20 protein-coding genes are annotated in these 23,882 nt (G+C 69.0%); 3 read left to right on the top strand and 17 right to left on the bottom strand.

Going from position 1 to position 23,882, the window contains the following annotated elements; genetic code table 11:
* Nucleotides 1–93: 93 nt before the first annotated feature.
* Nucleotides 94–1,455 (top strand): SH3 domain-containing protein, encoded by a 1,362-nt coding sequence (locus tag FKV24_RS03640; RefSeq protein WP_170288199.1) that lies wholly within the window; start codon nucleotides 94–96, stop codon nucleotides 1,453–1,455.
* A 16-nt stretch (nucleotides 1,456–1,471) separates the two neighbouring features.
* Complete coding sequence (locus tag FKV24_RS03635; protein WP_141481317.1) at nucleotides 1,472–2,491, top strand: hypothetical protein; 1,020 nt, start codon at nucleotides 1,472–1,474, stop codon at nucleotides 2,489–2,491.
* Nucleotides 2,492–2,524: 33 nt separating this feature from the next.
* Here FKV24_RS03635 and FKV24_RS03630 read toward each other — a convergent pair whose 3' ends face one another.
* The 16 genes from FKV24_RS03630 to FKV24_RS03555 form a co-directional block, all read right to left on the bottom strand.
* Nucleotides 2,525–3,187, bottom strand: coding sequence for a hypothetical protein (locus FKV24_RS03630; protein ID WP_141481316.1), 663 nt, complete (start codon nucleotides 3,185–3,187; stop codon nucleotides 2,525–2,527).
* 145 nt (nucleotides 3,188–3,332) lie between these two features.
* The gene (locus tag FKV24_RS03625; protein WP_141481314.1) at nucleotides 3,333–4,067 is read right to left on the bottom strand and encodes a CPBP family glutamic-type intramembrane protease; all 735 of its coding nucleotides are present in this window, start codon (nucleotides 4,065–4,067) and stop codon (nucleotides 3,333–3,335) included.
* 153 nt (nucleotides 4,068–4,220) lie between these two features.
* Nucleotides 4,221–6,023: a DUF885 domain-containing protein gene (locus FKV24_RS03620; RefSeq protein WP_249040905.1), complete on the bottom strand. Its 1,803-nt coding sequence runs from the start codon at nucleotides 6,021–6,023 to the stop codon at nucleotides 4,221–4,223.
* A 137-nt stretch (nucleotides 6,024–6,160) separates the two neighbouring features.
* Nucleotides 6,161–7,693, bottom strand: coding sequence for a M20/M25/M40 family metallo-hydrolase (locus FKV24_RS03615; RefSeq protein WP_141481310.1), 1,533 nt, complete (start codon nucleotides 7,691–7,693; stop codon nucleotides 6,161–6,163).
* Nucleotides 7,694–7,710: 17 nt separating this feature from the next.
* Nucleotides 7,711–10,212, bottom strand: coding sequence for an alpha/beta hydrolase family protein (locus FKV24_RS03610; RefSeq protein ID WP_249040904.1), 2,502 nt, complete (start codon nucleotides 10,210–10,212; stop codon nucleotides 7,711–7,713).
* Nucleotides 10,213–10,357: 145 nt separating this feature from the next.
* Nucleotides 10,358–10,681: a DUF3325 domain-containing protein gene (locus FKV24_RS03605; protein ID WP_141481306.1), complete on the bottom strand. Its 324-nt coding sequence runs from the start codon at nucleotides 10,679–10,681 to the stop codon at nucleotides 10,358–10,360.
* Complete coding sequence (locus FKV24_RS03600) at nucleotides 10,681–12,246, bottom strand: PepSY domain-containing protein (RefSeq protein ID WP_170288198.1); 1,566 nt, start codon at nucleotides 12,244–12,246, stop codon at nucleotides 10,681–10,683. Before FKV24_RS03600 ends, FKV24_RS03605 begins: the two co-directional genes overlap by 1 nt.
* A gap of 26 nt (nucleotides 12,247–12,272) precedes the next feature.
* Entirely contained in the window at nucleotides 12,273–12,611 is a 339-nt protein-coding gene (locus tag FKV24_RS03595; RefSeq protein WP_211371768.1) for a hypothetical protein, read from the bottom strand.
* A 13-nt stretch (nucleotides 12,612–12,624) separates the two neighbouring features.
* On the bottom strand, nucleotides 12,625–14,790 hold the full coding sequence (locus FKV24_RS03590) for a TonB-dependent siderophore receptor (RefSeq protein WP_141481302.1): 2,166 nt from the start codon (nucleotides 14,788–14,790) through the stop codon (nucleotides 12,625–12,627).
* Between the two features lie 269 nt (nucleotides 14,791–15,059).
* Nucleotides 15,060–15,695: a YceI family protein gene (locus tag FKV24_RS03585; RefSeq protein WP_111266610.1), complete on the bottom strand. Its 636-nt coding sequence runs from the start codon at nucleotides 15,693–15,695 to the stop codon at nucleotides 15,060–15,062.
* Nucleotides 15,696–15,843: 148 nt separating this feature from the next.
* Entirely contained in the window at nucleotides 15,844–17,439 is a 1,596-nt protein-coding gene (locus FKV24_RS03580) for a BCCT family transporter (protein WP_111266611.1), read from the bottom strand.
* A 103-nt stretch (nucleotides 17,440–17,542) separates the two neighbouring features.
* Nucleotides 17,543–18,589 carry a hypothetical protein gene (locus FKV24_RS03575; protein ID WP_249040900.1) on the bottom strand — a complete coding sequence of 349 codons (1,047 nt, stop codon included), beginning with the start codon at nucleotides 18,587–18,589 and terminating at the stop codon, nucleotides 17,543–17,545.
* Nucleotides 18,590–18,942: 353 nt separating this feature from the next.
* Nucleotides 18,943–20,277, bottom strand: coding sequence for an amidohydrolase family protein (locus tag FKV24_RS03570; protein ID WP_249040899.1), 1,335 nt, complete (start codon nucleotides 20,275–20,277; stop codon nucleotides 18,943–18,945).
* On the bottom strand, nucleotides 20,274–20,489 hold the full coding sequence (locus FKV24_RS03565) for a DUF4287 domain-containing protein (RefSeq protein WP_111266613.1): 216 nt from the start codon (nucleotides 20,487–20,489) through the stop codon (nucleotides 20,274–20,276). The genes FKV24_RS03570 and FKV24_RS03565 overlap by 4 nt, the downstream gene beginning before the upstream one ends.
* Complete coding sequence (locus tag FKV24_RS03560) at nucleotides 20,486–21,409, bottom strand: VOC family protein (RefSeq protein ID WP_141481301.1); 924 nt, start codon at nucleotides 21,407–21,409, stop codon at nucleotides 20,486–20,488. The genes FKV24_RS03565 and FKV24_RS03560 overlap by 4 nt, the downstream gene beginning before the upstream one ends.
* A 146-nt stretch (nucleotides 21,410–21,555) precedes the next feature.
* Nucleotides 21,556–21,975 carry a hypothetical protein gene (locus FKV24_RS03555; RefSeq protein WP_141481299.1) on the bottom strand — a complete coding sequence of 140 codons (420 nt, stop codon included), beginning with the start codon at nucleotides 21,973–21,975 and terminating at the stop codon, nucleotides 21,556–21,558.
* Nucleotides 21,976–22,088: 113 nt separating this feature from the next.
* Between FKV24_RS03555 and FKV24_RS03550 the strand changes: the two genes are divergently transcribed.
* A complete protein-coding gene (locus FKV24_RS03550; protein WP_141481298.1) occupies nucleotides 22,089–22,919 on the top strand; it encodes a helix-turn-helix domain-containing protein in 831 nt (276 codons plus the stop codon).
* Between the two features lie 21 nt (nucleotides 22,920–22,940).
* Here FKV24_RS03550 and FKV24_RS03545 read toward each other — a convergent pair whose 3' ends face one another.
* Nucleotides 22,941–23,870 carry a M14 family metallopeptidase gene (locus tag FKV24_RS03545; RefSeq protein WP_141481296.1) on the bottom strand — a complete coding sequence of 310 codons (930 nt, stop codon included), beginning with the start codon at nucleotides 23,868–23,870 and terminating at the stop codon, nucleotides 22,941–22,943.
* Nucleotides 23,871–23,882: the final 12 nt, after the last annotated feature.

Genomic DNA, 23,882 nt, shown 5'->3' with positions numbered 1-23,882 from the left:
CCGCTCGCCATCGGCCGCGCGGCCCCGGCTTCGCCACCCGCTTCAATCACCCCATCAACCCCTGCCCCATCAGCCCCTGAAGGACTAGCACTGATGATCAAGCCACTGCACCCGACGCCCGCGACCGCAAGGCGGGTACGGCTTTCCGGCGCCGCCCTGGCCATCCTGCTCGCCGCCTCCGTCCCGGCCGTCGCCGGCACCTGCGCGGGCCTGAAGGTCACCGCCTCGGCCCTCAATGTGCGCTCCGGCGCCGGCACCGGCTATGCCGTCGTCGGCACCGTCAATTCCGGCGAGACCTACATCACCACCGGCAGCACCTCCGGCGCCTGGAAAAAGATCTGGTTCAACAACTACGCGCGCTGGATCCATGCCAGCTCCTACACCCAGGCGGTCAACGTCAGCTGCGGCAAGGTCACCGCCTCGACCCTCAACGTGCGCTCCGGTCCCGGCACCGGCTACGGCATCGTCGGCACAGCCCCCTCCGGCTCGACGTGGTCGGTGATCGGCAGTTCCGGCAGCTGGCGCAAGGTCTGGTACGCCAGCCAGGCGCGCTGGATGCACGGCAGCTACCTCGACCAGAACGGCACCGCGCCGTCGATCGGCCTGAGCGGGGTCACCATCAACGGCGGCGCCGCCTCGACCACCAGCCGCTACGTCAGGGTCAAGTTCGGATACAACACCTCGACCCCGACCCACTACCGGATCAGCCACAGCTCGACCTTCTCCGGCGCCAGCTGGAAGAGCTATTCCGGCACCACGGTCGACTTCACCCTGTCCAGCGGCGGCGGCTCCAAGCGCGTCTACATGCAGCTCAAGAACAGCGCCGGTCGCCTGTCCAACGTCACCTCCGACACCATCACCTACAACCCGTCCACTACCGCCAGCGGCTACCGGATCAACCGCGACGCGTTCTTCAGCCGCCTGCGCTACCACTTCGGCTCGCTCAACCAGAGCCAGGTCGACGGCATCAACTACCTGCTCAACAACATCGAGAAGGACACCCGTCCGGCGATCGCCAACCAGACCGTGTGGATGCGCCAGATCGCCTACATGTGGGCGACCACCAAGCACGAGGTGGCCAACACCTACCAGCCGATCACCGAGTACAGCAACACCCACTGCGTGAACTACGACGGCGGCTGCCGCTACAAGGGACGCGGCTACGTCCAGCTCACCCATCTGTACAACTACCGGAAGATGTCGCCGATCACCGGCCAGGACCTGGTGACCTATCCCGAACGCGCGCTGTGGCCGAACGTCGCCTACACGGTGATGTCCTACGGCATGCATTACGGCAGCTTCACCGGCCGCAAGCTGGGCGACTACGTCTACGCCGGACACACCGACTACTACAACGCGCGCCGGGTGGTGAACGGCACCGACCGCGCCAGCCTGCTGGCCGGCTACGCGACCAAGTTCCAGGACATCATGGAACGCTCGACCCAGAAGCTGTGATTGCCCGGATGCCGCGATGAAGCAGAACGCGATGGAGCAGAAAACACTCGTGCTGTGCGGTATCGGCGCGGTCGCGGCGGTCGCGATCGGCATCTTCGTGGTCCGCGGGCACGGCGACCCCGCGGTGTCCCCGGCGGCGGCAGGCAGTGCCGCCGTCGCCGGTGCCGCGGCGGCCTCGCCGGCACCGATAGCGGGCGAGGCCAGTCACGACCCCGCCGCCGAGACCGCGCCCTATCGGGACAGCGTGGCCTCGGTCGCGGAGCTGCGCCGTCTGGCCGAGAGCCCGCAGCTGAGCGCCAAGCAGCAGACCGAGCTGCTGGAACTCAAGCAGGCGCTGCTGGACAACGCCGAGGCCGACGACCAGGCCCTGCGCGGATTGATCGATGCGCTGCGGCTGGATCCGACCTCGGCGACCGCCGAGCACCTGCTGTCGATACTCGGCGAGGTGCGCGCCCCGGCGGTGGAGCAACTGGGCCTTGAGATGGCGATTTCCGACGACAGCCAGATGCAGGCGGTCGGCCTGGACCTGCTGTCGCGACTGGGCATCGCCGGTCAGGACACCTACGACCTGACCCGGCAACTGCTGGCCGATCCCAACCGCGATCCGGAGGTGCTGCGCTCGGCGATCCACGCACTGCCGGACATCCCGCTGCCAGCCAGCGAGGCCAACGGCACCATCGCCCGGCTCGGCGCGCTGGCCTCCACCCATCCGGACATCGGCGTGCGTTCGGAAAGCCTGTTCAAGCTCGGCGCCCTGGCCAAGGACGCCGGCGACCTGCGACCGTTGATCGACGCGCTCGCGGCCGACCGCCACATCGACGAACGCATCAGCGCGGCAATGGCGATCCGCAACAGCCGGGTGGTGGACGACAGCCTGCGCCGGCAACTGCTGCAGATGATGTCCAACCCCGACGAACTGTGGGAGATCCGCCACTACGCGGCCGAATCGCTGCAGCGATTCAAGCTCAGCGAAAACGACTACCGTCTGTACCAGCGCTTCAACGAAGAGCTGGAAGTCATCCGCAGCGGCGGCTGAGCCCGACGGCGACCGCCATGGCCGCTGCCGGCTTCAGTACTCCTGGACCTGGTCCAGCACCAGCACCCAGCCGGCCTCGCCAGGCTCCAGGCGATACAGCAGCTGGCGGGTCTTTCCGGTCGGCTTGCCGTCGTCGCCGATCACCGGAAAGCGCTGGCCGATGAAGTTCTCGATCACCGCGAACTCGTTGCCGCCACCGAAGGCCGGCCCGTTCTCGGCATCCTCGGACAAGGGCGCCAGGTAGATCTCGCTCATGCTCTTGAGGTTGTTGGTCGAGTACGCGACCAGCCGCGCCGTCGCCTTCCCGCCCGGCGGCTGCACGAACACGTAGATCTCCGGCGAGCCGTCGGCGTTGACGTCGGCCACTTCGGCGGCGCTTACCGTGCCTTCGATTTCGGTCACCATCGCTTCGTTGCTCGCTTCCAACCCACTCGGGGTGACGGTCAGGGTGCCGCCACCGGCGCGGACGTCGAATGCGATGCCCTGCAGTTCGTAGCGTTGGGCAAAGCCCTGCGCCTGTGGCGATGCATCCGCGGCATCGGCCGCGGCGGTCCGCTCCGGAGCAGCCGTTTCCGTGGCCGCCTCCATGGCCGCACGCTCGCCGTCGGCCGACGCGGCCTGGCCGGTTTCGGATTGCGGGGCGCTGCAGCCCGCCAAGATCGCAGCGACCGCCGTCGCCAGTATCGGGTACCGCATCGGAACACCTCCCGGGATCGGGCCCGGCCGGTCGGAGGGACCGGCAACCTGCGCAGTATGCGTCCACCCGGAGAAAGTTCGCGTCAATCCCGCGTCGACCAGTCCCGTTTCGATCGCCCCGCACCACCCAGGTATGGCGACGCGCCTAGCCGACCAGCCCTCCAAGCAGCAGCGCCACGCCGAACATCACCCAGTCGTTGATCACATGTGCACCGGTCGAGACCCAGATGTTGCGGGTCTTCAGGTAGGCCAGGCTCAGCACCAGCCGGGCCGTTCCGATGATCAGGAAGCACTGCAGGAAGTTCCAGTCGTAAGTCGGCAGGTGCATCGCGCCGAACAACAGCGCGGACAACAGCCAGGCCAGCAGGATCGACACGGCACGCCCCAGCTTCAGCACCGAATGGAACCACCAGGCCAGCGCCAGCAACGGCAGGATCGTCACCACCTCCTCGCCGAACAACTGCGGCAGGGTCTTGAGAAAAAACAGCAGGCGACTCGCGCCGTCCTGTCCGGCAAGCGTCCCGAACACCGGGTTGGCCGCCGAAGGGAACAGTCGACTGACCAGCGCCGCGACCGTCAGCGTCACCACCAGGTTCAGGCCCGCGAAAGCGAACATCCAGCCGATTTCGCGACCACCGACCTTTCCGAACAACGCGGTCCAGTGCCTACGGGCGACGATCGCGAACACCGCCAGCGGAATCGCGAAGAACGCGATCGCCGGAACGAACTGCCCGACGGCGGTGGAGAACGGCGGCAACGGCGCGATCAGCACCGCAAACCCCAATGCCACGCCGACCATCGCCAACAGCCAGCCCGAGGCGCCGATCGCCACCGGCCTGCCGTCGTAGAACGGAAGATCCTTGCCTGAATGATCGGACATGACCCCTCTCCCGAATCGACGCTCGATGTTCGCGAACGGCCGCGGCCGCTCCGCAGGCCGCCACCGGCGCCCCATTCACGACAACGCCACCGCCCCCGACGACAGGTCAGGCCTGCCCGCACGCTGCGCGCATGCGGGCAGGCCCCGGGGCAATCAGGTGTCCGGTGCGCTGCGCGTCGTGCCCGCGTCCGCGGTTTCCGCGGTTTCGGCGATCCAGCCTTCGATATTGGCGCGCAGCACCGACATCGGCACATTGCCGTGGCGCAGCACCTCGTCGTGGAACCGGCGCAGCTCGAAGCGCTCGCCCAGCGCCGCCTCGGCCTCCTCGCGCAGCGCCACGATCTCGAGCGCGCCGGAGTCGTAGGCGGTCAGCTGTCCCGGCAGCATCGCCATCCGATCGGCCAGCGCCTCGGTCTCCGCGGGACCGAAACGGCCGGTTTCCTTCAGGTATTCGACGGTCTTCTCGCGGCTCCAGCCCAGCACATGCAGACCGGTGTCGGCGACCATGCCGCGCGCCGGCCAGGCGCGGCGCTGGACCTTCGCGTAGTCGTTGCTGTAGATCCCGGCCTCCTCGGCCAGGCGCTCGGCATAGCGGCCCCAGCCTTCGGCGTAGGCCGAGTTGAAGCTCAGCTGCGCCAACGGCGTCTTGTCCTGGGTGAAGGCGAACGCCAGTTGCATGTGATGGCCCGGGAAACCCTCGTGCACCGCGGTGATCTCGGCGCCGCCGCGGGTCTCGTTGGCCCAGCCCTCGCTGTCGATGCGGTAATAGGCCGGCCGGGTCGGATCGGCCGCCGGTTCGTAGTGCGCGCTGGCGCCGGAGCCGCGCATGAAATCGGGGAACGGCTCGACCTTCATTTCCTGCTCGGGCAGGGCCAGGAACAGCTTCTCGCTGGCCTTGCGCGACTGCCCGACCACCGCCCGCGAATAGTCGATCAGTTCGGCCTCGCTGGCGAACTGATTGTCCGGCGCCTCGCGTATCCGGGTGAGGATCTCGGAAAAATCGCCGTTGCCATACAGCTTTTCGCCCATCGCGGAGATCTCGGCCACATTGGCGGCGACCGCCTTCGCGCCCAGGTCGTGGACCTCGCGGGCGCTACGCTCCAGCGTGGTGTAGCTGCGCAGCGAAGCGTCGTAGCAGGCCTCGCCCTGCGGATTGGCCGAGACCCCGAGCGCGGTGCGCGCCTGCGCCCGGTACTCCTCGCGCAGGAAGTCGCGATACCGGGCCAGCGCCGGATTGACCTTGTCGCCGATCACCTCCTCGAACGCGCTCTTGAACGCCGCGTCCTCACTGCGGGTGGCGGGCCCGGCCAGCGGCGAGTCGGCCACGCGGGCGCTGGCCAGACCGTCGACCTGCCCGATCACCCGGTCGACCACGCTGCGCGGCGCCGAGTAGCCCTGCTTCAGGCCTTCGCGCAGGTTGGCGATCTCCTGATCGACGAAGGCCGGCAGCGCCGACCACCGCTGCAGCGCCTGCTCGCGCTCGGCCGCGGTCGAAACCGGCTGGAAGCGCGCGTAGCGGGCCAGCATCACCGGCCACCCGCTCATGTGGTTCACGTCCCACAACTCGAAGCGGCACACGCGCAGCGCCTTCTGCGATTGCAGGCGCTCGCTGAGCAGGGCGTGGTCGAGCTTCAGCGCCGCACTGCCCAGGGCATCGGGATCGATCGCGTCCAGCCCGGCCTGGAGCGCGTCCTCGGCGGCGTCGATGCGGGCGATGTCCTGCGGCGCCCGCGGCGACCAGTGCGCATGGTCGGGCAGCGGCAAGCCGAGCACGTAGCCGGCCAGCGGCTGCTCCTCCAGGCCGAGCGCGACCGCGCGTGCGGCGAGCTCGCTCATCCGTGCATCGACGCCCCCGGCCGCCGCGACCGGCAACGCGAACGCCAGCGAGCAGGCACAGGTCAGCGCCCGCAATGCCGGAACACGGCGACGGGCGGAAGGGAGACGGCGGGGGATCATGTCCTGCAAGGCGATTCTCCTTTTCGTTGCATGCGGGCGGCATCGAGACTGGCGCGCATGAGGGGCGCCCGCCAGAGCCAATCCCGCCCCAGTCGCGAGCGGCCATCGCCGTCGCGCGAGGCGGGCGTGGAAGCCCCTCAGCGGGCCAGTTCGTAGAGATACTCGACGTAGGACATCACCGCGCCGTCGTAGCCGGCGACCCTGGGGTTCGCGGACTCGATCAGGAAATACTCGTCGGGCGCATGCGCGCCGCTGCCGTGCCCCAGGCCGAAATGGCCGGCCGGCAGGCTCAGCGGCGGATCGGTGAACACGAAGCCGGGATAGGAGCCGGCGCCGCGCGGCCACAGCAGCGGATCGAGTCCGTTGTCGCGCAGCACCGACAACTGGGCCTGGATCAGCCGGGCATCGGCATCGGTGCTGGTCGGGTCGTAGCCGCCGGTGACGTTGACCTCGATGTCGCCGTAGCCGCGCGCGGCCAGGTGCGACTTCAGCGCCGCGACCGCGGCGTCCCGGGTCATGCCCGGCACCAGTCGCAGGTCGATCTTGGCCGCGGCGCGATGCGGCAGCACGGTCTTGCCGCCGGGACCGGTATAACCGCCCACCAGGCCCTGGATGTTGACGGTCGGCTGCGAGACCAGGCGCTCGTTGGCCTGCTGCCACGGCAGGTCGTCGATCCAGTGCGGCACGCCGAACAGCTTCTTCATGTCCGCCTCGTCGCGCCGCGAAGTCGCCGCGGCGATCATCCGGCGATGCGCCTCGCTCAGCGGCGGCGCGGTCGGATAGCCGTCGATGGTGATCGTGTTGCCGTCGTCGGAAACCAGGGTGTCCAGCGCCTTGACCAGACGCCAGGCGGGACTGTCGACCATCGCCTTGAGCGAGGAATGGATGTCCTTCGCCGGCCCGCGTCCCCACTTCTCGCCGCTGGCGACCAGCTCCAGCTCGACCACGCCCTTGGCGCCAAGGCTGACGGTGACCTCCCCGTCCAGGCCCTGCAGGGCCATCGGCATGAACACGCCGATGCTGTCGGCCAGCGCGGCGCGCACCTTCGGATGGTGGACGAACTGGCCGATGTGCGGCGAGCCGATCTCCTCCTCGCCCTCGGCGACCAGGACCAGATTGACCGGCATCGGCTGGCCGGCGTCGCGGATCGCGTGCAGCGCGGCCAGCATCGCCGACTGCGGGCCCTTCTGGTTGACCGCGCCACGGCCCATCATCACCGTGCCGACGCCCGGGCGCTCGATCAGCTTCGCCTCCAGCGGCGGCGAGCTCCATTCGGCCGGGTCGAACTGTTTGACGTCGTACATGAAGTAGACGCCGACGGTGGTCGGCGCGCCCGCGTCGAGCACCGCGAACACGCCCGGCTTGCCATCGGTCTCGATGATCTCGACCTGCCCGAAGCCGGCTTCGCGCGCCATGTCGGCCATGTACTGCGCGCCGACGCGCGAGTTCAGGTCCTCGGCGGCGATCGACGGCAGCGCGATCCAGTCCTGCAGGCGCTTCACCGAGGTTTCGTGCTGTTCGGCCACCCTGGCCTGGATCGCCTCGATGTCCGGCGTCGCCGCCCAGCTTCCCGCGCTGGCCAGGGCCAGGATGGCCGCTGCGAGAACCCGCAGGCGCGTGCGGCGCGAGCGGGGCGATACGTTTCCGTGTACGGCGCAGGACGCTTCCATCGATATCCTCTCCCGGTTCAAGGTTTCCCGATACTACCCCCGCCGGCGCCGGCGTCCGTAGCCATATCGTCACGCCCTCCACCGGCCCCGGCCGCCGCGGTCACCGGTCCCAGGTGCTGCTGCAGGAAGCCGGCGATCCCGGTCCAGGCGATGTCGATGGCGACCGGATCCGTGAAACCGTGACCCATGCGCGGAAAGGCCAGCACCACCGGCGGCCGTCCGCGCAGGTTCAACATGCGGACCAGGCGCCGGGTGTGCTCGAAGTCGACACGATCGTCCTCGCGTCCGTGCACCAGCATCAACGGCACCCGCAGTTCGTCCACGCGGTACAGCGGCGAGGCCGCCTTCATCTGCTCCAGCTGGGTCCGCGGGTCGCCCATCATCCGCTCCATCAGCGGTCGCAGCGACGCGTCGCGGACGCTGTCGCTGGCGGTGAAGAACAGCGGCCGATCGCTGACGCCGGAGATCGAGACTGCGCAACGGAACCGGTCCGGCCAGCGGATCGCCGAAATCAGCGCCGAGTAGCCGCCATAGCTGCTGCCGAGCATGCACACGCGCTTGCCATCGACCGGATGCGCGGCCAGCGCCGCCTGCAGGGCCGCCTCGATGTCGTCCTCGATGCGGGTGCCGTAGCTGCCCATGCCGGCTTCGCGGAACGCCCGCCCGTAGCCCTCCGAGCCGCGGAAGTTGACCTGCAGCACCGCGAAGCCCTGCAAGGCCAGGAACTGCACCTCGCGATCGAAATGGCGGCGGTCGCTGACACCGATGGGACCGCCGTGCGGGAACACCACCAGCGGCTTGTCGCCGGCGCCGGCCGGCAGGGTCAGGAAGGCCTCGACCGGCAGGCCGTCCGTGCTGTCCACGCGCAGGACCCGGGTCGGCGCGAACGCCAGGCCGTCCAGCCAGGGCGCGCTCTCCTCCAGCAGGGCGGCGCGCCCGGCGGCGGCATCGAGGTGATAGAGCCGCGCCGGGCGGTCGCTGCCGTCGACCCACAGGATCAGCTGGCGGCCGTCGTCGCTGCGGTCGACCACGGCGACGGTCTGGCCGGGGAAAGCCTCCCGCAACTGCCGCTCCAGCGCCTGGCCGGACTCGGCGAAGTACTCGGTCACCAGTTGCCCGGACAGGTAGTAGCGCGCGGCGACCGGCTCGCGCCGCTCGTCCACCACCAGGCCGACGATGTCGATGCCCTCCTTGGAAAACAGCGTGCGCACCACCTGCCGCCGGACCGGATCGAATGCGACCAGCTCGCGCTGGGGACGCCCCTCGTCGCTGAAGCCGTAGATGGTCGCACCGTCGAACGACAGCCCGGCCGGCTCGAAGCCGCCTTCCGGCCGCGGCCGCAGGACTTCCTCGTAGACCCCGTCGCGGCCGTACAGCAGCACCGCCTCCTCGTCGCGCAGGGCGACCGCGGCGCGCAGCCGGCCATGGCCGTCGGCGAACCACGCGATGTCGCGCTCCACGCCCTTGTTGAGGCGGTCGCGGGTCTTGGCGGTGGCGAATCCGCGAATGTCGCGATCGCCGCGCAGCACCACCCGGTGCACCGCCAGTTGCCGATGGCTGTCGTAGCCCTCGAACAGGATCGCCTCGGGATCGTCCGGCAACAGGTCGACCACCCGGCCCTTGCCGATGATCGGAACCCGCTGGACCCGGTGCGCTCCATCCGCGCCGCCGAGGGCGACCCGATAGACGACATGGCTGTAGCTGTTGCCGGGCTCCTCCACCACCAGGGTGAAGTCGTCCTTCCACACCACCATGCCGGGGGCGCGGCGCCGGGTCAGCAGGGTCTGCTCGCCGCCGGTCTGCAGGTCGAGCAGGCGCAGGCTCCAGTCGCCGTCGTCGTCGCGCACCGCCTCGGCAAACAACCGTCCCGACGGACTCAGCGAATAGTCGCCGATACGGCCAGGGCGCCACATGGTTTCCGCGTCGACCGGCAACGACGCCGGCTTGGGCGGCTCGCGGCCGCTGTCCAGCTCCGCCGGCGGACGCTCGTCGTCGGCCCTGGCGGCCCGGTAGAACTCGGGGAACGGGTCCGGATAGTGGCCGGCATAGGCGAACCGGTACTGCCGATAGGGACCGGGATGATTGCGTTCCAGCCAGTCGATCGCCGGCAGGCCGTGGTTGGCGACATGGATCCTGGCCGAGGTCCAGCCCAGCGGTCGCATCACCAGTTCGCCGGGATAGCTGATCTGTCCGGCGATCACCTCGAAGCGGTAGTTCTCGCCCTTGAGATCGAAACGGGTGCGTACGTTCCAGCCGGTGACATTGATGCGCGCCCATTCGTACTCGCCCGCAGCCGCCGCATACAGGCCCAGCGTGCGCCCCTGCCCCAGGTAGTTCAGCACTTCGGCGTTGCCACCGCCGGCGTGGTCGACACGGATGCTGCTGATCTGCGCGTTGGCATCGACCGCGAGCACCACCAGCCCCTCGTCGGGCTTCAGTCCGGGGTCCTCGCCGGGATCGATCCTGCGCATCGCGGCGGCGGCATCGGCCACCGCCAGCAGGCACAGCATCGCCAGCATTGCGGCCACGCCATTCACGCCTCTGCACAGGGCATCACGCCGCCCGCCTTCGATCCGATGCTGCATTGCGTTCCCCCTGGTCCACGGCAGTCCGTAACCCCTGCGAGGGTAGCGCCGGACCGGGGGCGCTCCAAGACGGCGCCGCTCAGGCCAGCCCGGCTCCCGCCGACAACAGCGCCAGGGCGGTCGCCAGACACCAGCTGCGTCGCGGCCACAGCGCCATCAACAGCACCCAGGCCAGCGCCGCGATCACCAACGCCGCGGCCCAGAAGATCGGCCCCTGACCCCAGCCGTGATCTTCGACCGCGATCGCGAAGGCCAGCGGCAACAGGCTCCAGCCGGCCAGTCGCAGCAGGTGCCCGCCGCGGTCGCTTGCCGCCGCTCCGAACACCGCCTGACGATGCCTGGGCAGCCCCAGGGCCAACAGCATCCACGCGCCGATCGACAGCGCCAGCACGACGCCGAACATCAACCCGTCTCCACGGCCGCGGAGGCGGCCTGTTCGCGCTCCGACCGCTGCGGCCGCGCCGCCAGGCCCGACGGTTGCGACCGGGTCTGTCGCCAGGCCAGCGCGGCATAGCCGATCGCGAACGCGAGTGCGCCCAGGTCGACCGCGGCCAACGCGTACTCGCCGCGCCCCAGGGTCGCCAGCAACTGACTGTCCGGAGTCGCGACCGCGTTGACCAGCGGCACCGCCAGCAGGGCCGCCGCGGTGGCCGCGAACAGGTCTCGCCAGCCGCGTCCGAGGCGGTCGCGCCAGGTGCCCCACACCGCCGCCAGCACCCACACCGCGCAGAACACCGCGATCTCGGCGGCGGCGCGATCGCCGAGGTCGGCCGGCAACAGCCGATTGGCCAACAGCATCGACACGCAGGCCAGCGGCATCCCGGCGACCACACCGACGTTGAGTCCGCGCACCAGTCCGTAGCCGGACAACACGCCGGCCGCCGCCACCCGCCTGGCGCGTTTGTTGACCCAGACCTGCATGCCGCTGGCGATCATCACGCAGCCGGCCACGCCCATCAGGAAATACAGCCAGCGCAGCGCGGCGCCGCCGAACTGCGCCATGTGCATGCCCCCCAGATAGCTGTAGCTGGCGTATCCACCGCCCGGCGCGCCGGTCTGGTGCAGGAAGCGGCCGTCGGTGGCGTCGTAGAAGACCTGTCGCAGGTTCCAGGCCACCGCGCGGCTGTGGTCGCCGCCGAAGGAGATGGTCGCGCTGGCGTCGTCGGGATGATGCACGCTGGCCCAGGTGACCGGCGCCCCGAGGCGGCGCTGCGCATCCTCGACCAGGGCATCGACCGAGTGCAGGCGGGCCAGGGGCTCGCCGACCTCCGGGCGCTCGTACAGGTCGCCCGCCTCCTCGTAGAACTTCAGAATGTCGCCGTCGTAGGCGGCATTGACGCCGGCGAACATGTAGTTGGCGACGAAGATCGCGACTCCGGTGTAGGCGATCATCAGGTGGAACGGCAATCCGAGCACGCCGGTGACGTTGTGGCCGTCGAGCCAGGCGCGCTGCCCGCCCGACTTCGGCCTGAAGGTGAAGAAGTCCTTGAAGATCCGCTTGTGGATCAGCACACCGGCGACCAGGGCCACCAGCATCAACATGCCGGCCAGGCCGACGATGTACATGCCGACCGTACCGGCGTGCAGGTTGTAGTGCAGGGTGAAGAAGAAGTCGCCACCGGCGGTGTCCGGCACCGGCGCTCCGCTGAGCGGATCGAGCGCCTGACGGGTGTGGCTGCCGTCGTCGAAGTAGACATACGACTCCATCGCCCGCTCGCGATCGTTGCCGGCGGTGACATACCACGCATGCGCCTCCGGGGCGCGTTCTCGCGACAGCGCGAGCGCGGCGTCGAAGGCGGGGCGTTCCGGCGCCTGCACGCCATGCAGCGCCGGCCGCATCCAGTCGTCCAGTTCCTTGTCGAAGCACGCCAGGGTGCCGCCGACGAAGATCGCGAACAGCAGCCAGCCGACCACCAGTCCGGCCCAGGTATGCAGCCAGGCCATCGATTGCACGAAGGAGTTCTTCATCGTATCCGTCTGTACCGGTGCCCGGCTCAGGGCCGCCGAGCGGCGTCGTGGAACAGCATCGAAACGCCCAGCAGCACGGTCGCGGCCAGCGTCGGCAGCCACCATGCGCGCCAGGCCGAACGCGCGGCGAAGGCGTGGATCGCGGCCGCGCACCAGACCGCGAACGAAAGCAGGCTGGCGGCGATCACCCGGTCGACCCGCGCGAAAGGCAGGACCAGGGTCAGGAAGGCGGTCGTCGCATGCGCCAGGTAGTAGCCGCCGGCCATCGCCGCCAGCACCCGCGCGATCACCGCCCCGCGGTAGCGCCAGCCCCCGGGGGGCGCGCGCCGCGCCACGGCGGCGGCGGATGTCGTCGCTGTGCGCATCGTCGACATCCGCTCAGAACCGATAGCCGATCGTCAGCGATGCGTGCCGCGGCGCGCCGTAGTAGCCCTGCTCCCAGTACAGGCTGGGGATGTACTTCTCGTCGCTGACGTTGTCCAGGTTCAGGGTCGCGCTCCAGCGACGGGCGAAGTCGTAGCGCGCCATCAGGCCCAGCAGCGCGTAGGCATCCTGGCGGATCCGCGCAGGCCGGCCGTCGGCGCCGACGATCGCGGTGTCGCGATGGATGTCGCCCTGCCAGTTCACCCGCGCGCCGACGCGCAGGCCCTGCACCTGCGGCACCTGCCAGGTCGCCGACAGGCGCAGCAGCTCACGCGGCACGTAGGTGCGCGCGGCGCGGCCGTCGGCGTCGTCGATCTGCAGGCGGGTGAAGCCACCGGCCAGTTGCCAGTGGTCGCCGATGCGTCCGGCGACGTCGATCTCGAAGCCCTGAGATTCGGCATCGATGCCGCGGTAGTAGGTCTGCCCGGTGTCGGTGTTGAAGCCGGCCGATTCGGCGAGATTGTCCTGGCGCGTGCGGAACACCGCCAGCGAAGCGTTGAGCCCGCCGTCGAACCACTCGCCCTTCAGCCCGATCTCGCGGTTGCTGCCGGTCAGGGCGCCGAGCAGGCGGTTGTTCTCGTCGACCTCGGCCTGCTGGTTGAAGATCTCGCCGTAGCTGGCATAGGCCGAGTAGTGCTCGCCCAGGTCCCAGACCGCGCCGGCGAAGGGGGTGGTGCGGGTCTCATCGACCGTGGTCGCCTCGCCATAACTGTGGCCGCGGGTCCGGGCACGGGCGCGATTGACGCCGGTGATCAGCTTGAAGCCGTCGGCCAGGTTCCAGCGCACGGTCGCGTAGAGGCTGTCGCGGCGGTAGTCGAACCGCGAACCGTCGGAATAGGCGTCGAACGCAGGCTTGGGATAACGCCCGTCCCAGTCCTGCAGCGGCGGCAGCGGCGTGCCGATGTCGGTGCTGTACCAGGAGACCTCCTGGTTCTCGCCATCGGCCCAGTTGCCGCCGATCACCACCTCGTGCTCGCGACCGCCCAGCACGATCGGCCCGGTCGCATAGACATCCGCATGCAGCGCGCTGAACTCGCCATCGTAGTCGGACGGGTACGAGAACAGGCCCAGACCGGTATCGCGGTCCGGCGTGCCGTAGACATAGAACAGTTCGGTGTCGCTGCGGGTGTTCTGGTAATTGAGCGAGGCGCGCAGGTTCCAGCCACCGATCGCCTGGTCCAGCTCGACGAAGGCGCGGGTGTCCTCCTGGTCCCAGAACGACCAGTCCGAGGCGGTGCTGGTGGAGACGTCGTAGTCGGTCGGGCTGCCGTCGCTGTAGTACAGCGGCAACGCGCCCCACAGCGGGCTGTTGGGATTGTTGCGCTGGTAGGAGGCGCCGGCGGCCAGGGTCGTGGCCGCGCCGAGGTCGGCTTCGACGACCCCGTAATAGACCTGCTTCTCCAGCGAGTAGCGGTCCAGGTGACTGTCGCCCTCCTCCCAGGCCGCCACCGCGCGACCGCGCACGCCGCCATCGGCGGCCAGCGGCCCGGAGACGTCGATGTCGATGCGCCGCCGGTCCCAGCTGCCGATGGTGAGTTGCGCTTGGCCGCGCAGGTCGGCGGTGGGACGCTTGCGCACGAAGTTCACCGTCGCCGACGGATTGCCGGTCGAGGACATCAGCCCGTTGGCGCCGCGCAGCACCTCGATGCGCTCGTAGAGCGCGGTGTCCAGATCGCCGTCCTGGATCCCGTATGGCAATGGCAGACCCAGCCCGTCGCGCTGGAAATTGGTGACGTCGAACCCGCGCGAGGTGTAGTAGGTGCGGCTGGTCTCGACCGACTCGACGGTGACGCCGGTGGTGGCGCCGAGCACGTCGTTGATGCGGGTCAGGCCGAAGTCGTCCATCTGCTCGCGGCTGACCGCGCTGACCGACTGCGGCGTCTCCCGTGGGGTCAACGCCAGTCGGGTGGCGGTCGAGCTCTGATCGATGCCATAGCGGTCCAGCCGTTGCCCGGTCACCCTCACCGTGTCCAGGTCGGTCGCGTCGGCGCTGTGACCGCCACCTCCCGCCGACGCGAGCGGCGACCACAGCGCCGCGGCAACGCACAGCGACAGCAGTCGGCGAGCACCGACGCGCGAGAAGGCGATGGAGGGATTCGGGGGCGAAGCGGAGGCGGTCATCGGGGGGCGTTCCTGGAGCGAGTGCGGCGGCCGCAAGCCGGGAATGGCCTGCCACGAGCCGCTAATGAGAATATTTATCAATTGTAATCAAGAAGCATTCTCATCATCAACGCCCAATGCGGATCGACTTCCGCGCCCCGCGCCCCGCGCCGCGGCCGACGGCTGGGCCGCCCGCAACTGTCGCATCCGTGGGGCGGATGCGCTGCTTCTCACCCCGCCCCGACCCGCCGCGGCCGCCACGCAACCTCCGTGGCGGTCGGCTTCTTCCTCTACTCCTTGCGGATCGCTTCGACCTGGATCCGCAGCGTCACGTCCATGTCGAAGCCCCAGTCCTTGCCGGCGTCGATCCCGAATGCCGCGCGATCGATCGTGGCGTAGGCGTCGGCGCCGCACCAGTCGCGCTTGAACATCGGATGCGGCATGCACTTGAAGGACTTGATCTCCAGCGTCACCGGACGGGTGACGCCGCGCAGGGTCAGTTCGCCGTCGACCCGGGTCGGCACGCCGTCGGCGAAGCCCGCCAGACTGCCGCTGTAGATCGCGGTCGGATAAGCGGCGGCATCGAAGTATTCCGCACCGACCATCTCGCCGTTGAGCACGTCATGGCCGAAGTCGATACTGGAGATGTCGATCTCGACCCTCAGCGAGCCACTGCCCGCCTGCTTGTCCAGGGTCACCTCGCCGGTGCTGCGATTGAACTTGCCGCGCCAGACCGAGACTCCCATGTGGTCGGCCTCGAAGCTGGGATAGGTGTGATCGGGTTCGATTTCGTAGACCGCCGGATCGGCGGCGGCCGGGAACGACGCCGTGACGGCGAACGCACCGGTCAGAAGCGCGCCGGCCAGCAGCGCGCCGGCCGGCAGCGTGCGGGCCAGCGGCGTGGAAAGATGGCGACGGGTATTCATGACGGCTCTCCGAGGTCGACGGGCCGGCGGTTGCCTGCCCTCCTGCCCCTACGACGAACCGGCACCGACCGGATCGACAGCCGCCGGTATCCGCTGCCCGGTGCCCGTCACGGGCACCGGACGCCTGCCGGTCGCTGGCTGCGTACAGCTAGCCCGCGAGCCGGTTCAGCTTCTGCTCGTGGTGCAGGCCCTTGGCGAGGCTGACGCACATCAGCAGCAGCACGAAGGTGAACGGCAGGCCCAGGCTGACCGCGCCGGCCTGCAGCGCGTCCAGCGCCGCCTTGCCGCCGATCGCCAGCAGCACCGCGGCGATCACGCCTTCGGTCACCGCCCAGAAGATCCGCTGCGCGACCGGCGCGTCGACCATGCCGCCGGAGGTGATGCTGTCGATCACCAGCGAGCCCGAATCGGACGAGGTGATGAAGAATAGCAGGACCAGGGCGATCGCCAATGCCGAGGTGATCGAGGTCCACGGCAGGTGCTGCAGCATCTGGAACAGGGCCAGCGAGGAGTCGCCGATGCCCTCGGCCAGCTCGCCGATCCCGGCCATCGACTGGTCCAGTCCGCTGCCGCCGAACGCGCTCATCCACACGATGGTCAGCAGCATCGGTACCAGCAGCACCGCGGTCATGAACTCGCGCACCGTGCGGCCCTTGGACACCCGGGCGATGAACATGCCCACGAACGGCGACCACGAGATCCACCAGGCCCAGTAGAACACCGTCCAACCGTGGTAGAAGCCCTCGTCCTCGCGGCCGACCGGGTTGCTCAGCGGCAGGATGTACTCCGCGTACGAGGCGATCGTGGTGCCGACATTGCCGACGAAGGCCATCAGCGAGCCGGCGATGATCACGAACAGCAGCAGCGCGGCCGCCGCCAGCATGTTGATGTTGCTCAGCAGCTTGACGCCGCCGTCGATGCCGCGGATCACCGAGATCGTCGCGATCGTGGTGACCGCGGCGATGATTCCGATCTGCAGCGCCAGCCCGCCGGAGATCCCGAACAGGAACTCGATGCCGCCGGCGGCCTGCTTCGCGCCCAGCCCCAGCGAGGTCGCCAGGCCGAACAGCGTCGCCAGCACCGCGAGCACGTCGATCACATGGCCGAGCGGTCCCCAGACCCGGTCGCCGAAGATCGGGTAGAAGGTCGAACGGATCGTCAGCGGCAGGCCCTTGTTGAAGGCGAAGAAGGCCAGCGACAACGCGACCACGCCGTAGATCGCCCACGGATGCAGGCCCCAGTGGTACATGGTCGCGCCCAGCGCGGCCCGCCGCGAGGTCTCGGTACCGCCGGCGATGTCCAGCGGAGAACCGAACCATTCGGTGAAGTAGCCCACCGGCTCGGCCACGCTCCAGAACATCAGGCCGATGCCCATGCCCGCCGCGAACAGCATCGCGAACCAGGACGGCCGCGAGAACTCGGGCCTGGCATCGTCGCCGCCGATCCGGATCTTGCCGACCGGCAGCACGATCACCGCCAGGCAGAACAACACGAACACGTTGCCGGCGGTCAGGAACACCCAGTCGAAGGTGTTCTGGATCCAGGTGCGGGTCGCCAGCAGCACTTCACCGGCCTTCTCCGGCATCGCCAGCGAGACCACCACGAACAGCACGATCAGCACCGCGCTGATGATGAACACCGGATTGTGCAGGTCCAGGCCGAATGCCTTGATGTTGTCCTGGCCTACCTCGTAATCGGTCTCGTATACCTCTTCGAGCTTTTCGATCTGTCGCTGGACGTTCAAGACGCGTACTCCTCGCTGATGCCTGTATCGGCCGGACGCTGCCGGCTCATGTCGTCGCGCCGCGATCGCGGCGCCGGGGTCTCTCCAATGTCGATTGGAAAACTCAGAAATAGAAACCGACGTTGACGTTCAGACGCGAACGCCAGCGGTTGGATCCGGGCTCGTCGACGCCGATGCCCGAGCCGCCCACGAACCACATGTTCTTGCCGGCGATCCAGTCCACGTAGGTGAACATCTTGCCCTTGGCGAAACTGCAGCCGGTGACGTTCTGCCACGACTCGCGCAGACCCGCATCGTCGTCGACCGGGCTGGTCATGCTCAGGTTGTTGTAGCAGGTGATGCCGTCGAACCAACCGGTCTGCGGCAGCGCATAGGCGACGTTGAAGGTCGGCACGTCGGCCTCGGCCGCGATCTCGAACGGAAAGTCGAACGCCGACATCGCGATGCGCGATTCGTCGATGCGGTAGCGGTAGCGCGCCCACTGCGCCTGCATGGTCAGCTGGCCGCGCTTCCACTGCGCGTGCAGCGCGGCGCCGTCGTGACCGTACTTCTCGCCTTCGATGCGATTCTCGACCCGGCCCGTGAACAGCGACGCGCCCAGCGCGAGCTCGCCGTCGTTCCAGTCGCGCACGTTCTCGTAGCGCAGATTCAGGCGCTCGCGCTCGCGATACGGAAGATCCTCGGTGGTCGCCACGTCGAACGAATAGCGATCGTAGCGCGCGCCTGTGCCGTACTCGTCGCCGGAAAACGCGCCGACGTGGAAACGGTGCGCGCCGTCGTCGCGCCGCCACACCACACCGAGGTCGTAGTCGTCCTCGATACCGAGGTAGTAGCCGGAGCCGAACCAGAAACTGTTCGAGGCATAGGGCAGCAGGCCGAACGGCACCTGCTGGATACCGGCGCGGATATCGGAGGACTCGTCGATTTTCCAGCCCGCCCAGGCATGGTGCACGGCGTGGAAGCCGTCATACCAGCGGTACTGCAGAGAGAAGAAGGCCGGGCCTGCGTTGCCCTTGGCGTCGATGCGGACCAACTCCAGATCGGCGCCCGGATTGTCGCCGTAATCGAGCCATCCGTAGTTGAAGCGCACCGCGCCTCCGAGATCGAGTTCGCGATCGCTTTCCTGCGCTTTTGCGGCAAACGTCGACAACAACAAAACGGTACTGCAGATGCTTAAAAAACCACGGAAAATCACAGGCTTCTCGCTCTCCGGAAATGCGGACAAGCGATACAGGTTAACGCCTAAAAACCGACTCTGCAAAATCAACGCATGCGAAAAACCCCATGATTTCAGCGGAAAACCGCGCCACGCGGGGCTATCGACAAATTATCGACGATCGGATCATTCAACTCGAAATGCACGAAAATCGCGCCGATCCGCGCGATTTCCGTGTACTGGGCCCGTGCATTCGGCCGCCCCCGCGAGCCCACCATTGCGCCGTCGGCACGGCCGCGGGAACGCTCGCTGCGACGGCGTGCTCCGATGGCGCCATGTCGCCGCAACTAGGGGCCGGCGACTCCGGGCCGTGAAGACGGCGCCGCCGCCGTCCGCGCCGAGTGGATCAGGGTGCCGCCGCGGACGGTGTGGCGGACGTCGGCGAATGCCGTGGGATCATCGGCCGGATCGCTGGCGAGCACGACCAGGTCGGCATCCATCCCGGCCCGCACCCGCCCCTTGCGATCGCCCTGGCCGAAGCGTCGCGCCGGCGTCGTGGTCAGGCTGGCGAGGATAGCGCGCCAGTCCATGCCCGCATCGGCCATCAGCTCGAACTCGCGACGCGTCTCGAACAGGTCCACGTAACCCACGTCGGTGCCGAACAGCACCTGTCCGCCGGCCTGGTGAAAGGCGCGCAACTGCTGCCGGGCGACGGACACCACCTGCGCGACCACCGACTCAGGCGCCTGTTCCTTGCGCACTTCGATCTCGAACAGCGCCAGGGTCGGCGTCAGCGCGATGTCCGCCTCGACCAGCCGCTTCGCCAGCGCGTCGCTCCACAGCCCGCCCGTCGGTGTGGTGTGCGCGAGCACGTCGACGCCCGCCTCCAGTGCGACCTCCACGCCCGCCAGCGTGGTCGGGTGCGCAAACACCGGCTTGTGTCTGCGGTGGGCCTCGTCCACGACCGCCTTCGCGATCGTCGCATCCATCACCACCACGCCCTTGCCATCGTCGACGATCGCGCCGATGAACAGCTTGACGCCGTCGGCGCCATGTTCGAGCTGGTCGCGCGCCCGCGCACGCGCGGCCTCGGCGGTCGCGACTTCCGCGCTGGGGACCTGGAGCGCATCCAGCAGGTCCTGCACGTAGGACGGCGTCCCGCCGTCGGGAAAGAACGGCGCATCGACGGTCAGCAACGCCGGTCCGGTCACCTCGCCGGCCTCGATCCGGCGACGCAGGGCCGCGGCATTGCCCGAGGGGAAGGATGCGATGTCGAACACCGTCGTGAATCCCTTTCCCGTGAACATCCGGCGCAGCGCGAAATCCAGTTCTGCGGCACTGCGCGTGTCCGCCTCGCGCAACGGCAGCGGCAGTACGTGCGCATGGCTGTTCCAGAAGCCGGCGGTAACCACGCCGCCGTCGGCATCGACCACCCGCGCATCGTCGGGCAGCGTCACCGAGGTCCCGACCTCGACGATGCGTCCGTCGCGCACCAGCACGGTGCCGGCGTCGATCGCCGCCGCCTGCGGATCCGGGTAGATACGCGCGTTGACGATCGCCAGCGCCTCCGCCCGGGCACCACCGGCCAGCGCCGCCATCAATACCGTCGCGCCGAGGGCAGCCGACCGTATCGCCCACCCTCCGCGCATGATCCGCCGCACGGTCGCGACGACCGCCGTCACGCGCTACTCCGCGCACGCTGGTACGCGACCAGAGCATTGGCGTGACCATGGCCCAGGCCATGCTGGGACTTCAACGCCGCGACCTTGTCCATGTGCCGCATGTCGCCCATCGCGTCGAGCAAGTCCAGCCAGTGCTGGATCGGTTTGCCATAGGTCTTCTCGATCGAGGGGAAATAGGACGCGGGACCCTTGACCGGCTTGTCGGCACTCACGATGCGATCTCCTCGGCGGCCGCGGCCTCGATCGCCGCGACATCCAGCTTGTGCATGTCGAGGAAGGCGCGGGTCACCCGCGCGATCCGGGCTTCGTCGCCGGAGGCCATGATCGAACCCAGCACGGCCGGAGTCACCTGCCAGGAGACCCCGAACCGGTCCTTGCACCAGCCGCATTGCTCGGCCTCGGGGACGCTGGACAGCTGCGCCCAGTAGCGGTCGAGCTCGGGCTGGTCGCGGCAGGTCACGACGAAGGAGATTGCTTCGTTGAAGCCGAAGTCGTGCTCGCGGGCACTGTCCATCGCCGCGAACCAGGTCTCGCCGAGCCGGAAGTCGGAAAACATCACCGAACCCTCGCGATCCGGCGCCATTCCGTCCGGGTAACGGATCAGCCGCCCGGGCTGCGAATCCTCGAATACCGAGCGATAGAACGCGCCCGCCGCCTCGGCCTGGCCGCAGGCCTCGCCGACGAACAGCAAGGACGGCATGATCGCCGGCGGCGCCTGCTCGGCGGGTTCGGACAGGATCAGCTGCCAGGACAGGCCGTAGCGGTCCTGCACCCAGCCGTAGCGCGGGCTGAACGGATACGCGTCCAGCGGCATCAGCGCCTGCCCGCCCTCGATCAACGCGGCCCAGGTCGCATCCAGGCGCTCGCGCGCCCGTGGATCGCGGACCGGGTCGAAGTTGACGATGAACGAGACCGAGGGATTGAGCCGGAACAGCGGGCCGGCGCTGATCGCCATGAACGGCTGTCCACACAGCTCGAACGACACCACGTCGCAGTCGCCGGACGGCGTATCGCGCAGCGTCACCACCGACTCGAGCCGCGAATCGGGGAATACCGAGCAGTAGAACCCGGCGGCCTCGCGGGCCTGGCGATCGAACCACAGGTGCGGGGTGATGGGTCTGACCAGCGACATCGTCGTACTCCATGCAGTGGGGATTCGATCAAACGACGATCCGGGGGCACCGGAATCGACACGACACTAACCGCTCCGCGCGCACCGGCCAATGACCGCCCTCGCCACGCAGGGAAGGCGGTCCCTCCATATCCGAACGGACGCGCTCAGGCGGCGGCCCGGCGGCCGCTGGCGCTCGCGCGCAGCCCGACCCAGCCCAGTTCGGCGAACACCAGCACCACCAGCGCCTGCGCGCAGACGAAGGCGATTCCGATCGCCGCCGGCTGCCATTGCGGACCGAACGCCACCCAGGCGCTGCCGGCGACCCAGGCGAAGTTGATCGCGATCACCGCGGCCATCGCCCCACCCGGCACCCGCGGACGCCGCGCCAACGACAGCACCCAGAGCACGAACGGCACACAGACCAGTCCCGCGCCGCGCAGCAGCCCGACCGGCAGCTGCAGTACCGGCGCCAGCACCCCGGCTCCGGCGATCAGCAGCACGGCGGTGGCGCCGGTGGCCAGGCCGTCGATCCACAACAGGCGGGGCAGGAAGCCCGGGCTTGCGAAAAGGCGCTTGCTCGACATCGCGAATCTCCTCGTGGTTGGGATGTCGGCCATGCTGCCGGCGCGCACGGGGCCGGACCATTACCTGCCAGGTAATGTCTCCGCGGCGCGCACCTGGGCTATCGTCCGCCCTCATGAACCGCATCGACTCCACACCGTCTCCGTTCGGCGAGCAGTTGCGCCACTGGCGCCGTCGCCGCCGACTCTCGCAGGAAGACCTGGCCGGGCTGGCCGATATTTCCGCGCGCCATCTCAGCTTCCTGGAAACCGGCCGCTCGGCGCCGAGCCGGGCGATGCTGTTGCGGCTGACGGACCGGCTCGAAGTGCCGCTGCGCGAGCGCAACCGCATGTTCACCGCCGCCGGCTTTGCGCCACTGTACGGCGAACGCCCGCTCGACCATGCCGGCCTGGAGACGGCCCGGCGCACGATCGAACGGCTCCTGCGCGGCCATGAACCGTTCCCGGCGCTGGCGATCGATCGCCACTGGCGCATGCACGCAGCCAACCGGGCGCTGGCGCCGTTCCTGCTCGGGGTCGCGCCCGAGCTGCTGCAACCGCCGATCAACGTACTGCGGCTGAGCCTGCACCCGCAGGGCGTGGCGCCGCGGGTGGCCAATCTCGGCCAGTGGCGCGCGCACCTGCTGCATCGGCTGCAACAGCAGCTGGAGAGCTCCGGCGACAGCGTGCTGGAGCAGTTGCTGGAGGAACTGCGCGGCTACCCCGGCGCCGGCCCGGAAGAGGACCCCGAGCCCAACGCCATCGCGATTCCGCTGCGCCTGCGCAGCGACTTCGGCGAGCTCTCGTTCATCAGCACCACCACCGTGTTCGGCACTCCGGTCGAGGTGATCCTGTCGGAACTGGCCATCGAGTCCTTCTTCCCGGCCGATCCGCACACCGCCGAGGTGATGCGCGCCCTGCCGCTGGAGGGGCCGATGCCGGGCTTCGAGTTGCCGCCGCCGGACTGATCTCGGCGGCGGCGCGGGTCCCTAGCCCGCCGGGTGTTCGAGCGCGAAGCCGATCGCCGCACGCACCGCCGCGACCTGGGCGTCGTTGCACTGCTGCGGGGTCGCCCGCGGGCTGTCGGGATAGACCTCGGTGGTGGTGGTGTAGCGGGCCCCGGTGATGCCGGCGCACAGACCCAGCGCCTGCAACGGGTAGCGGATCACCCCCGGCGCGACCACTTCCGAACCGATGATCTGGCCATTGGCGTCGGCCGGCGCGATATGGGTGACCGGCTCGACCGCCGCGATCACCGCCTGCTGGAACGCCGGCTGCGGGTTCTCGCTATCGTCGACCAGGTAGAAACCGTCCGGAATCTCGCCCGGCTCGAACGGCTTGCCGTCGCGCGCGGCCAACGCCGGACGGAACTCGCTCTCGTCGCTGTCGGTGGTCTCGTGCAGATCGATGTGAAGGACGAATCGTCCGCGCAGCGGCGCCACCAGCTGCAACAGCGCGGCGGATTCGCCGGCCGGGCTGTTCTCGCGGAACGAACGGTTGGGATCGATCGCGTGCATGTTCCAGCGATGGATGCGCTCGTAGGCCCACGGGCTGACGCAGGGCACGGCCAGCAGGTTGGCGCGGCCTTCGTAGTCGCCGCCGTGCCGTTCGACGAACTGCAGCGCGCCATGCACGCCGCTGGTCTCGTAGCCGTGCACGCCGCCGGTGACCAGCACCGTCGGCAACCCATCGCGCCAACCGCGGTTGCGGATCGCGTACAAGGGGTAGCGCTCGCCCGCGTAGTCGAGCTGACCGTACTGCTCGACGTCGAAGCGCTGGCGCAGCGCATCGACCCGGGCCAGCACGTCCTCGGCATAGCTGCGATGGCGTACCTGCCGCGCCAGCCATTCGGCCTTCTCGGCCTCGCCCCAGGGAACGCCGGGGGTACCGATCGGATAGAAGGCGGTGGCGCTGCTCATGTCGCGGGCTCC

Origin of the sequence: Marilutibacter maris (assembly GCF_006546735.2) — a bacterium.
Lineage (GTDB): Bacteria > Pseudomonadota > Gammaproteobacteria > Xanthomonadales > Xanthomonadaceae > Marilutibacter > Marilutibacter maris.
The sequence above is the reverse complement of the archived record's forward strand: the minus strand, read 5'-3'. Positions and strand labels throughout refer to the sequence as shown.

Bases quoted from the DNA above. Each gene is read 5' to 3' on its own strand.
- FKV24_RS03640 (WP_170288199.1), top strand. From the start codon at position 94: ATGATCAAGCCACTGCACCCGACGCCCGCGACCGCAAGGCGGGTACGG.
- FKV24_RS03635 (WP_141481317.1), top strand. From the start codon at position 1,472: ATGAAGCAGAACGCGATGGAGCAGAAAACACTCGTGCTGTGCGGTATC.
- FKV24_RS03630 (WP_141481316.1), bottom strand. From the start codon at position 3,187: ATGCGGTACCCGATACTGGCGACGGCGGTCGCTGCGATCTTGGCGGGC.
- FKV24_RS03625 (WP_141481314.1), bottom strand. From the start codon at position 4,067: ATGTCCGATCATTCAGGCAAGGATCTTCCGTTCTACGACGGCAGGCCG.
- FKV24_RS03620 (WP_249040905.1), bottom strand. From the start codon at position 6,023: ATGATCCCCCGCCGTCTCCCTTCCGCCCGTCGCCGTGTTCCGGCATTG.
- FKV24_RS03615 (WP_141481310.1), bottom strand. From the start codon at position 7,693: ATGGAAGCGTCCTGCGCCGTACACGGAAACGTATCGCCCCGCTCGCGC.
- FKV24_RS03610 (WP_249040904.1), bottom strand. From the start codon at position 10,212: ATGCTGGCGATGCTGTGCCTGCTGGCGGTGGCCGATGCCGCCGCCGCG.
- FKV24_RS03605 (WP_141481306.1), bottom strand. From the start codon at position 10,681: ATGTTCGGCGTCGTGCTGGCGCTGTCGATCGGCGCGTGGATGCTGTTG.
- FKV24_RS03600 (WP_170288198.1), bottom strand. From the start codon at position 12,246: ATGAAGAACTCCTTCGTGCAATCGATGGCCTGGCTGCATACCTGGGCC.
- FKV24_RS03595 (WP_211371768.1), bottom strand. From the start codon at position 12,611: ATGCGCACAGCGACGACATCCGCCGCCGCCGTGGCGCGGCGCGCGCCC.
- FKV24_RS03590 (WP_141481302.1), bottom strand. From the start codon at position 14,790: ATGACCGCCTCCGCTTCGCCCCCGAATCCCTCCATCGCCTTCTCGCGC.
- FKV24_RS03585 (WP_111266610.1), bottom strand. From the start codon at position 15,695: ATGAATACCCGTCGCCATCTTTCCACGCCGCTGGCCCGCACGCTGCCG.
- FKV24_RS03560 (WP_141481301.1), bottom strand. From the start codon at position 21,409: ATGTCGCTGGTCAGACCCATCACCCCGCACCTGTGGTTCGATCGCCAG.
- FKV24_RS03555 (WP_141481299.1), bottom strand. From the start codon at position 21,975: ATGTCGAGCAAGCGCCTTTTCGCAAGCCCGGGCTTCCTGCCCCGCCTG.
- FKV24_RS03550 (WP_141481298.1), top strand. From the start codon at position 22,089: ATGAACCGCATCGACTCCACACCGTCTCCGTTCGGCGAGCAGTTGCGC.
- FKV24_RS03545 (WP_141481296.1), bottom strand. From the start codon at position 23,870: ATGAGCAGCGCCACCGCCTTCTATCCGATCGGTACCCCCGGCGTTCCC.